The organism is Chryseobacterium sp. SIMBA_029 (assembly GCF_046535275.1).
GTDB lineage: Bacteria > Bacteroidota > Bacteroidia > Flavobacteriales > Weeksellaceae > Chryseobacterium.
Window position 1 is genome coordinate 1 of sequence record NZ_JAWRXA010000325.1, and the last position, 271, is coordinate 271.

General features: G+C 61.3%; 1 protein-coding gene. It reads left to right on the forward strand.

Annotated features, from left to right (window positions below; genetic code table 11):
• Positions 1-271: hypothetical protein (locus tag SB679_RS24310; RefSeq protein WP_410704822.1), on the forward strand; the 271-nt coding region annotated here is incomplete at both ends.

Consider the following 271-nt stretch of genomic DNA (forward strand, 5'->3'; position numbering starts at 1 on the left):
TATCGGGCAAGAGCGCCATGGCGAATGGCTCAACTGGCTTGAGCGAGTCCGGCAGGGGCTCGATGTCCGGCCACGCAATCCCGCCAGCCGCGGCACCTTTAGCCAGAAAATTCATGCGAACACGGTTGATTTCGCTTCGCTCGCGCGCGGCGCGCAGATCGTCGTCGGTAAGCGCGAGATCTTCGAGAAAATTACTCACAGGCTCCCCTCCCGCAGCGCGCGCATGATCCAGATCTTCGCGGCCGTCACGATGTTTTCCGTTACCCACTCG